At 47.5% G+C, this 8805-nt stretch carries 10 protein-coding genes; 6 read left to right on the forward strand and 4 right to left on the reverse strand.

All coding sequences use genetic code 11. The annotated features are described in order from the left end of the window. Positions 1–145: 145 nt before the first annotated feature. From JW878_07500 to JW878_07525, 6 genes are all read left to right on the forward strand, one after another. Positions 146–877: a hypothetical protein gene (locus JW878_07500; protein MBN1762900.1), complete on the forward strand. Its 732-nt coding sequence runs from the start codon at positions 146–148 to the stop codon at positions 875–877. Between the two features lie 151 nt (positions 878–1028). Then, positions 1029–2003, forward strand: coding sequence for an HlyC/CorC family transporter (locus JW878_07505; protein ID MBN1762901.1), 975 nt, complete (start codon positions 1029–1031; stop codon positions 2001–2003). Positions 2004–2136: 133 nt separating this feature from the next. Beyond that, positions 2137–2943 (forward strand): universal stress protein, encoded by an 807-nt coding sequence (locus JW878_07510; GenBank protein ID MBN1762902.1) that lies wholly within the window; start codon positions 2137–2139, stop codon positions 2941–2943. Positions 2944–2948: 5 nt separating this feature from the next. Then, the gene (locus JW878_07515; GenBank protein MBN1762903.1) at positions 2949–5699 is read left to right on the forward strand and encodes a cation-transporting P-type ATPase; all 2751 of its coding nucleotides are present in this window, start codon (positions 2949–2951) and stop codon (positions 5697–5699) included. 192 nt (positions 5700–5891) lie between these two features. Further along, on the forward strand, positions 5892–6176 hold the full coding sequence (locus JW878_07520) for a nucleotidyltransferase family protein (protein MBN1762904.1): 285 nt from the start codon (positions 5892–5894) through the stop codon (positions 6174–6176). Next, a complete protein-coding gene (locus JW878_07525) occupies positions 6173–6502 on the forward strand; it encodes a DUF86 domain-containing protein (protein ID MBN1762905.1) in 330 nt (109 codons plus the stop codon). Before JW878_07520 ends, JW878_07525 begins: the two co-directional genes overlap by 4 nt. Positions 6503–6639: 137 nt before the next feature. On the opposite strand, the gene JW878_07530 is transcribed toward JW878_07525, so the two are convergent. The 4 genes from JW878_07530 to JW878_07545 all read right to left on the reverse strand — a co-directional run bounded on the left by JW878_07530 (position 6640) and on the right by JW878_07545 (position 8686). Beyond that, complete coding sequence (locus tag JW878_07530; protein MBN1762906.1) at positions 6640–6771, reverse strand: type II toxin-antitoxin system HicB family antitoxin; 132 nt, start codon at positions 6769–6771, stop codon at positions 6640–6642. A 129-nt stretch (positions 6772–6900) separates the two neighbouring features. Beyond that, on the reverse strand, positions 6901–7272 hold the full coding sequence (locus tag JW878_07535; protein ID MBN1762907.1) for a hypothetical protein: 372 nt from the start codon (positions 7270–7272) through the stop codon (positions 6901–6903). Between the two features lie 233 nt (positions 7273–7505). Then, the gene (locus JW878_07540; protein MBN1762908.1) at positions 7506–8396 is read right to left on the reverse strand and encodes a hypothetical protein; all 891 of its coding nucleotides are present in this window, start codon (positions 8394–8396) and stop codon (positions 7506–7508) included. Continuing rightward, complete coding sequence (locus tag JW878_07545) at positions 8393–8686, reverse strand: hypothetical protein (protein ID MBN1762909.1); 294 nt, start codon at positions 8684–8686, stop codon at positions 8393–8395. Before JW878_07545 ends, JW878_07540 begins: the two co-directional genes overlap by 4 nt. Between the last annotated feature and the right edge of the window lie 119 nt (positions 8687–8805).

An 8805-nucleotide genomic window follows, 5' to 3' on the forward strand; every position in this document is an offset into this window, starting at 1 on the left:
AGCGATTCTCGGCCTGTTCCTGAAGGAGGACAAGTGGTATGAGTAACGTTAAAAAAGCAAAACGAAATAATAATCGTACTCTACAGTATTTTGAGTCAATGCAAAGTATTATATAGTATGAGACCAACAGTTTTATAGCACTTGCATGAAAGTGCCGTGGCGGCTGGAGGGTATAACCGCCGCACTTAACCAAAAAGGAGGTGAAAAAATGGTAATCGGTGTCATAATGGATAGTTTTGCTACTGCTATTGCAACAATGATCGAGTGGATACCCGCGATATTAGCTGCGATCATCATCGTGCTCATCGGCTGGTTCGCAGGACGGTTAGCAGGGAAGATCATCGGAAAAATAATCGAGAAAATTCGTCTGGGCGACGCCGTGGACAAAACGATCATCGGTGACGCATTCAAATCGTCGGGCTTGACCACAGCGGGATTTTTCGACGTATTGGTGCGATGGTTCATCTATGTTATCTTCATCATGGCAGCCATCAACGTGCTGAACCTACCGATGTTGACGAACTTCATGAATCAACTCGTCCTGTACATACCGCACCTTATCGCTGGCATCTTTGTGCTCATTGTAGGGCTCATACTCGTCGATTTCGTCATGGATTGGGTTGGCGAACAGCTAACGAGCCGTGAAATTGGTTTCGGCGATCTCATAGCACCGCTGCTCAGAGCGCTCTTCTCCCTGTTCGTCGTTGTATTAGCACTGGACCAACTGCTTATTGATACGACCATCATCTATACCTTCCTCGTGCCCCTAGCATGGGGGCTCGGAATCGGCATAGCAATCGCTTTGGGTATCTCGCTGGGCTGGGGAACCAAGGAAATTGTTGCGGACTATATGAAGGAGAAACTAACCAAGGAGTAAGAGTAAAAAATAGGTATAAGCGTGGTGGGGGAACGAAGCGAAGCCCCTCCCCCTCCCCTTTTTTCATCTCATCACACCACCTAAAATTTGCCTGAAGTATACGTTAATCTATCTTCGTGCAGTTCTTCTCCTACTTAGGAAGAGATAAGCTATGTACATAGCAATTCCCATAATCGTGCTCCTAATTGTTTTATCCTCGTTTTTCGCCGCGGCCGAGATGGCATTCGTCACCGTAGATAAGCTCAAGGTGCGGGAAGAATCGTTGAAGGGCCATAAAGCCGCTATTGTGCTTGAACGGCTCTTGAAAGAGCCCGATGAGGTCGTCAGTGCCATCGTTATTGGTAACAACCTGGCGAATATCACCGCATCCATCCTCGCTGGTGCACTCGCCACCTCGCTGGCCGGCAATATTGGCGTCGGGATAGCAACGGCAGTCATGACACTGCTCATCGTCGTCTTCGGTGAGGCCATCCCGAAAGCGTACGGCATCCACAACGATGCATTTGCGTTTCTCGTCGCCAGGCCGCTCTATGCCATACGAGGCGTTTTTTTCCCGCTTGTGAAGGCATTCTCCGCCGTTTCTGATGTCTTTCTCCGTCTGCTGGGGAAAGAACAACGAGTGAAGACTCTTGTTACCGATGAGCAAGTCAAACAGTTGATAGCCGTCGGCGTTCATGAAGGAACGATCCAAGTGGATGAACAGCAGCTTATCGAGGAGATCTTTGATTTCGACGAGACGAAAGTAGCGGAGGTGTATGTACCGCTGGAGAAGGTCGTGAGTGTACCGGAGACCGTATGTATCGAGGAGCTCTTGAAACTATCCGCGGATACTGGCTATTCGCGCTTTCCCGTCTATCGCGGCAATAAGGAGGAAATCGTGGGTATCGCGTACGTCAAGGATGCGTTCCTGAGGGAGGTGCAGACGCCGGTACATGAGATAATGAGAAGGATAATAACAATCCCGCCGAAAATGAAAGCCAATGACGTTTTGCGAGCAATGCAACGGAATAAGGTGCACATGGCGGTCCTGCAATCACCGGAGGGAAAGATCTTGGGTATAGTAACGTTAGAGGACTTGATAGAGGAGATATTTGGCGAGATTCGCGATGAACATGATCTGAAATAATATAGTATAGTCATCTTCTGCTCCGCCATCTTGGCTGCCAAAAAAGGAGTGGGATTGATACTACGAACGCTTCGTTACGCCCCCGAATCGGTTTCTGCTACTTATTTAAATGCATACCTCAGTTTTTTTAGTAATGTACAAGCGGATTGTCATGATCGTTGATTCCGGGATAGAAACGAAATTTGTCTCGAGTTATGCGCTGTTAATCGCGCGAGCTTCCAATGCGAACTTATATCTCGTGCCCGCGTTTGACGATCCGGAAGTCGCAGCGAACGTACGGAAGATACAGAGCAGAGCAGAAAAGGAAGGGGTAGCAACAGAAGAGCTCCCGATCGCTGAGAGTGTGGTGAGAGAGGTGAATAGACTGGTACGTGACAAGCAGATGGATCTCATCATTGTTGTTCTGAAAGGGGAACGAGATGGCCGGTTATTTATTGGCACCCTTGCCCAGCGGCTGATGAAGCACGCTCAGGCCTCGGTCGTCGGTGTGCGAATCGTCAAGGCGCGACCGATAACGCATCACCGGAAACTGCTTGTACCGATATCCAACAGGGATTATCACTTCAAAGAGCGACTCTTTCTTATTGATACACTCGCGAAGAGCCTGGATCTTAACGTTTCGCTCTTCCGGTGCATCAAAGCGCTGGGCAGGTCGTTTGACAAGGCTGAGATGGAAGCGTTCTTTAAGGAGAGCGAGGAATACCTCTCACCCTTTAAGGCTGATCTCCGTGAAGGCGATGTGCCGACAGACGTTCGCGTGCAGGTCTGCGAGAACGCGACGGATAGTATCCTTGATGAGGCCATGAGTGGTCGCTTTGATCTCCTGCTGGTGCACGCGCTCAGACGAAATGTAGTGAAGGAGCTTTTAGGGAGCAACGAGATGGAGGAGATTATACGAAGAACGCCTGCGAACCTCCTGCTGTGGAAGTCGAGGGATTGAATGCGATGGAAGAAGAGCTTACCGATGTCCATGAGACCGCGATTGAGGAAGTCTACAAGTCTCTGGAATCGTCCCCTGACGGGTTACCGGAAGAGGAAGTCAGGAACCGGTTTCTCTCCTTCGGCTCGAACGAGATCCAGGAGAAGCGGCGAACACCGCTCTCCATAAAGTTCCTGAAACAGTTCTTCAATTTCTTTGCCATTCTGCTCTGGATTGCGGGCGGGCTCGCCTTTCTCGGTGAGTACCTCTCGCCGAACGAAGGAAACCTGAACCTCGGTATCGCCATCATCGGTGTGATCTTCATCAATGCCGTCTTCACCTTCTATCAAGAGTACAAGGCGGAACGAGCGGCAGAGGCGCTGAAGAAGATGCTCGCCCCTGAGGCACGGGTTGTAAGGGCGAAGAAAGAGCTTCAGATACCCGCACGCGAGGTGGTCGTCGGCGATATCATTCTACTTTCTGAAGGAGACCGGGTCCCCGCAGATGGGCGGCTGACGGAGGAGTATGAACTGAAGGTAAACAATGCGCCCCTGACCGGAGAGTCGGTACCGCAGACGAGGAGCACGACACCGGAGAAGGGCGAGCTGTTAGAGGCAAAGAACGCGGTCTTTTCCGGCACGACCGTCGTCTCTGGCTCCGGGCGGGCGGTCGTATTCGCCACCGGCATGGGCACGGAGTTCGGGAAGATAGCAGGGTTAACGCAAGAGATAAAGGAGGAGAAGAGCCCGTTACAGAAGGAACTCGCCTACTTTATCAAAGTGATATCCGTTATTGCGGTCCTGCTCGGGATCGTCTTCTTCTTCACGGGCTGGATGATCGGCCGGGACTTCACCGCGAATTTCATCTTCGCCATCGGGATAATCATAGCGAACGTGCCCGAGGGGCTCCTGCCGACCGTGACGCTGACGCTCTCGATCGCCTCGCAGCGCATGGCGAAGCGGAACGCGCTGATAAAGAGCCTCAACTCGGTGGAGACGCTGGGCTCGACGACGGTTATCTGCACTGATAAGACCGGAACGCTGACCCAGAACGAGATGACGGTGAATAAGCTCTTTGCGAATGACAAGGAGCTGGTGGTTACCGGTTCCGGCTATCACCCGGAAGGGAACCTCATTTACAATAACGAAGCGGTCTCTGAGGGTGCTCTAACTGCCCTCGAGCCCTTTTTGAAGACGGCTCTGTTCTGCAACAGCTCACAACTCACGCTGAAAGAGGGCAGACACGTAATTATCGGCGATCCGACGGAGGGGGCGCTTCTCGTGCTTGCGAAGAAGCTCACGGACACGGAACAGCTGCTGAGTGTCGAAGAGCGGATCTTTGAACTGCCCTTCACCTCCGAGCGGCAGATGATGAGCAGCATCTACAAAGGAGAGAAGACGGTAGCCTACGTGAAAGGCGCGCCAGAGGCTATTCTGCACCTTTCACGGACGATCCTTATCGACGGTCGTGAGGAGCCACTATCAGAGGCGGAGCGGAAACGGCTTAGTAAGGTGGCCGAGGGCTTCGAGAAGGAAGCGTTGCGGACCATCGCGCTTGCGTACCGTGAAGTCCCCTTGCAAGACCGCTATACTGCAGAAGAAGTCGAGCAGGATTTGACATTTCTCGGGCTCGCCGGGATGATAGATCCGCCACGGACGGAGGTCCGAGAAGCAGCGCTGAACTGTAAACGGGCGGGTATCAAGATTATTCTCATCACCGGCGACAATAAACTTACCGCAGAGGCGATTGCGCGTGCTGCGGGCGTTGTCGAGGGTGACCCGGTGGTCGTAGAAGGTCCGGACATACCGAAAATGGACCGCGCGGACTTGAAAGCGATCTTGAAGAACCCTGAGATCATCTTCGCACGAACCGCGCCGAAGCACAAGATGGACATCGTCATGGCGTTAAAAGAGATGGGCGAGGTGGTGGCCGTTACGGGCGACGGGGTCAACGACGCCCCGGCGCTTAAGGAGGCGGACATCGGCATTGCCATGGGCGCCGGCACGGACGTTGCCAAGGAGGCTTCGGACGTCATTCTGATCGACGATAATTTCAAGAGCATTGTGGACGCCGTGATGGAAGGGAGGACGGTTTTTGACAATATCAAGAAGTTCGTCACCTATATTCTCACGAGCAATATCCCGGAGATTGTGCCGTTCTTGATTTACGTGCTCTTCAGCGTGCCCTTACCGCTGACCGTGATCCAGATCCTTGCGATTGATCTTGGCACCGATATGGTACCGGCAATTGCCATCGGGACGGAACCGCCGGAGATGGACGTGATGGAACGACCGCCGCGGCCACGCAAGGAGCGGATGCTGACCTTGCCGACGCTGCTCCGCTCGTACGGGTTCATCGGCCCTATAGAAGCGGCTGCCGGATTGCTGGGCTACTGGTGGGTCCTGAAGGCCGGGGGCTGGGTGCGGGGTATGGACCTTCTCGCTACCGATCCGCTCTATATCAAGGCGACCACCATGGCGCTCGCGGCCATTATCATCTGCCAGATCGCTAACGGGCTCCAATGCAGGAGCCTGAGGAATTCGATCTTCAAGATCGGATTCTTCACGAACAAGCACCTCTTCATCGGGTTCGCGACCGAGCTGCTGCTCATCTTCGGGTTTTCATATCTCTTCTTCTTCCAGCGGTTCCTCGGCACCGGCCCGCTCGAGCTGAAGCACTGGCTCTTCTTCATACCGTTTGCCATCCTCATCTTCGTGGTCGAGGAGATCAGGAAGGCGATCAAAAGGAGACTCGATAGGAAAAAGTCGGCCGAGTGAGTGTGCACAACGTCAGCCACACGGGCGCGAAGAGCGTTGTAACAAGAATCACCCGTTTCAACTTCTCCGGCTCTACGAATTTCAAAACATATGTAATAGACGAGAGAAACGGGAACGAGATGGAAAACATAAGAGAAAGCTAAAAATAGTTCTGAAGATAAAAGATTATGTAAAAAAAAAGGGACTGTGACGATGATACCGCAAAAGCTCTTTGAGAAACTGGTCAAGATCCTTCGCAAGCACGGAACAAAGAAGATAGCGGTTTTTGGCTCCTACGCCCGCGATGAAGCGAAGCCAGAAAGTGACCTTGACCTTCTGGTGGAGTTCTCGGAACGGAAAAGTTTGCTTGACCTTGTGGGGATCGAGCAGGAGCTCTCTGACGCGTTGGGTGTGAAGGTGGATCTACTCACCGAGAAATCGATAAGTCCCTACCTGATTGACCGGATAAAAAGCGAGATGAAAGTGATCTACGAATGACGAAAGCGGATACCGTTTATTTACGGCATATTCTGGATGCTATAGCCAGAATCGAGAAATACACTGAAGGCGTGGACTACGAGGATTTTATGGCTGATGATCTTGTTCAAGCGGGTGTAATGAGAGAGATCGAGATAATAGGAGAAGCTACGAAGCGATTATCCCAGCAGTTCCGGAATACATATCCAGAGATACCCTGGAGAAAGATGGCCGGGATGAGGGATAAGGTGATACATGATTATTTTGGTGTGGATATAGACGCCGTCTGGGAGACCATAGAGAAAGATATTCCCTCGTTGAAGAACCAAATAAAGGAGCTTGTTTGAAGGGTAGAAAAATTTCTACAGCCCCTGGCCATGCGGCCATGCGGCCATGCAACATCGCACCAAGCTCCAGTTCTAATCTCGAGGCATAAATTTCCAGTTAGATCGCCAGAAACAAACGAGCGCACGGCAACTTCATCTTATTTCAGCTCGTACTTAGCTTTCGAGAGCGTCTTCCCGTAAGAATAACAGCCCTTTAGCGAGGGAACGGTGCCGATAAAAACGCCATCCTCATCCTTTTCGATCAATACCGTGAAGCTTTGTTTTGCCATGTCTGCCGCTCACCTCGAATAACTATTGGTTTTTATTAATTTAAGCGTATCGTGCTTTTCCCCGTTTCGCATGCTTCATGTTCTCATATAGCCGTTCCCGTTTTCCGACGGTATAACAATGACTAATTTTTATTCAGGATACCTAGTTTCGTCGGGGAACCAAAAATCAGCACCTATTTGCTGCATATATCTTATTTTCTTCTCTTTTGTGAATAAACTCTTGACTTTTATCATTTCTTCTTTTCCAAATATCTTTTTCTCAAATCCTTTAGAATAAAAAGGAAATCTGTGCCTTACACAGATGTTTTGTTGTCTTACATTCTTTCTGAACTGTTTAACAAGTGCATCAGTCCAACCCGACTCGCTGTGGATATGATAATCGCTGTTTGTTTGATCCTTTTTTAGAGGTTTGTATTCGTCAACAATTTGATCTAAAGGTCTATATCTGCAATCGGAAATCTGAACCTTCCATTCCCAACATTTTATTCGTTTCCTTTCCATCTCCTCAAAAGATAAATCCCAGTTGTAAAGCATGAAAATGTAAATGTCTTTTGAATTATAACCTCCATCAACTAAAATATCTATTTGTTTCTTAATCTCTGTGAATTGATTGTACCCCCAATCCCATGCTATTCGTGGATCTCTAAAGCCAGCCTTTTTAAGTATTTCACCTAAAATTTTTGTATTTTTAATTTTATAGTCCTACTAGTACTTAGGAATTAGTGTGTTTATAATTATGAAAACTCACAATCAATACCCATAATTGAAATGGGCATACTTAACATGAATTCTAAATATTTAATTTCCCTCTCAGCTTTTTCAAAATTCATCATCCCAGAATAAATTGGGATTTTATAATCTCCAACCAATTTCCGTCGCTCAATTGCCTGTTTTTTACCAATTTCGCATAGAAGATTAGCAAAAGATAAGGTAGGGACTATTAAAACGCCTAATGAAATTATTCCTCTATTATAAGCCAATAAGAATTTTATATAATCTTGATAATAAGCTCTCGCATTTCCAAATTCAGCCTCAACTTGTACCTTCTTTCTTCGAAAATCACATTTCAATCCTAATTCTTTAATAACTCTTTTTTCGCACTCCCAATTTCTTAGCAAAAATCCTTCTTTAACTTTTTGATTATAATAATTTTGTTTTTCATTAAACTTAAAATCTATTCCCGTGATTATATCCTTTATTTCAGATAAGGCTGTGCTTATTTCTTCTAAATCTTCAGGCTCTTGGTGGAAATATTGTTTTTCTATTTTTAATTTTGGTTCTTTTTCCTCTCCTTCAATGATCTCCTCTACTTTGAAGGCATCCCGTGAAAGTTTATGGAATTCTATTAACCCATTCCTGATATTGTCGTCTCCTAAACCTCCAAATTTTTCGTTTAGCCATTTCCTAAAATCTTTTTGCTTTTTTGTCTCATATTTAATTTGTACATGTCCAACCGCGTTATTTAATCTTCTTAAAGTGGCAAATACTTCTTTGTCGTCATCAAAACTAAGTTTAATTTGACGTTTGCAACCTTTTTCGGGACTTTCAAACCATCCTTCAAAATCTCTTGAAATTGTTAGCCCCTCTTTTAACGTTGATTTACCGACAAAATGTTTAAATATCATTTAAGTCCCCTTTCCAACCAATATCTCACTAAAAGATCGTAAAGATTTTCATAACTTCCGGTTTTTAACGCGATTTCCAAATCGCCCTGAGAAGTGTCGTCGGTGATTCTCATAATATTATCTTTCCAGTAACCTATTCGTGGATTTTCCTCGTCTAAAACTAACTTATCTAACTCTATCTCCTTAATTTCTACCTCTTCGGGGATTCCAGCAATTGGTATTTCCAATTTGAATAGTTCCGTCATAATTCCTTCGTATTCCTTTTTAGCATTCGATGCCCACTTCTGCATAGATATCAAAACACGGAGCATATAAAGCTTTCGTTTTTGTTAAGTAAACTTTGAAACTACCCGGTATAAAGTGATGCTGGTATGGCTTTGATCCCTCTATGATACCTTTTAGTGTTGAA

The organism is Methanomicrobia archaeon (assembly GCA_016930255.1).
Lineage (GTDB): Archaea > Halobacteriota > Syntropharchaeia > Alkanophagales > Methanospirareceae > JACGMN01.

Coding starts and splice junctions, on each gene's coding strand:
- JW878_07545 (MBN1762909.1), bottom strand. CDS start 8,686: ATGCAGAAGTGGGCATCGAATGCTAAAAAGGAATACGAAGGAATTATG.
- JW878_07500 (MBN1762900.1), top strand. CDS start 146: ATGAAAGTGCCGTGGCGGCTGGAGGGTATAACCGCCGCACTTAACCAA.
- JW878_07540 (MBN1762908.1), bottom strand. CDS start 8,396: ATGATATTTAAACATTTTGTCGGTAAATCAACGTTAAAAGAGGGGCTA.
- JW878_07520 (MBN1762904.1), top strand. CDS start 5,892: ATGATACCGCAAAAGCTCTTTGAGAAACTGGTCAAGATCCTTCGCAAG.
- JW878_07505 (MBN1762901.1), top strand. CDS start 1,029: ATGTACATAGCAATTCCCATAATCGTGCTCCTAATTGTTTTATCCTCG.
- JW878_07535 (MBN1762907.1), bottom strand. CDS start 7,272: ATGGAAAGGAAACGAATAAAATGTTGGGAATGGAAGGTTCAGATTTCC.
- JW878_07510 (MBN1762902.1), top strand. CDS start 2,137: ATGTACAAGCGGATTGTCATGATCGTTGATTCCGGGATAGAAACGAAA.
- JW878_07530 (MBN1762906.1), bottom strand. CDS start 6,771: ATGGCAAAACAAAGCTTCACGGTATTGATCGAAAAGGATGAGGATGGC.
- JW878_07515 (MBN1762903.1), top strand. CDS start 2,949: ATGGAAGAAGAGCTTACCGATGTCCATGAGACCGCGATTGAGGAAGTC.
- JW878_07525 (MBN1762905.1), top strand. CDS start 6,173: ATGACGAAAGCGGATACCGTTTATTTACGGCATATTCTGGATGCTATA.